This window comes from Mycobacterium sp. 1245499.0, assembly GCF_001673615.1.
Taxonomy (GTDB): Bacteria; Actinomycetota; Actinomycetes; order Mycobacteriales; family Mycobacteriaceae; genus Mycobacterium; species Mycobacterium europaeum_A.
In genome coordinates, this window is the sequence record NZ_LZMG01000360.1 from 1 (window position 1) to 547 (window position 547).

A 547-nucleotide genomic window follows, 5' to 3' on the forward strand; every position below is an offset into this window, starting at 1 on the left:
GCCGGGCGCCCAGCGATCCACCACCTCGGCCGGGCAGGCCTCGCCGACCACCGCCAGCGTCACCGACTCCAGCCCCTTCGGCGACAGCATCGCCACCGCCGACGGGGTCTGCGTCAACACAGTGACCTCCGCGTCGACGAGCAGGGCGTGGAAGTCCTTCGGCGAGCGGGCCACCGACTCGGGCACCACCACCAGCCGGCCGCCGCGCAGCAGCGCGCCGAAGATCTCCCAGACCGACACGTCGAAGGCGTACGAGTGGCTCTGCGTCCACACGCCCACCCGCGGCAGGCCGGCGTCCAGGGTGTCCAGCAGCTGGGTCACGTTGCGGTGGGTGATCGCCACGCCCTTGGGGACACCGGTGGTGCCCGAGTCGGTGGCCCGCTCGCCGAAGGACTTCCACGCCCTGCTCGTCGACGCGGAGGTCACTGTGTTGACGCAGACCCCGTCGGCGGTGGCGATGCTGTCGCCGAAGGGGCTGGAGTCGGTGACGCTGGCGGTGGTCGGCGAGGCCTGCCCGGCCGAGGTGGTGGATCGCTGGGCGCCCGGC

The 547-nt window shown here is 73.1% G+C and carries 2 pseudogenes; one reads left to right on the forward strand and one right to left on the reverse strand.

The window, feature by feature from the left end:
* Positions 1 to 369, reverse strand: a pseudogene (locus tag A5646_RS22320) (AMP-binding protein); the annotation flags it as partial.
* Between A5646_RS22320 and A5646_RS30120 the strand changes: the two are divergent.
* Positions 332 to 547 (forward strand): annotated as a pseudogene (locus tag A5646_RS30120) (hypothetical protein); the annotation flags it as partial. The pseudogenes A5646_RS22320 and A5646_RS30120 overlap by 38 nt on opposite strands.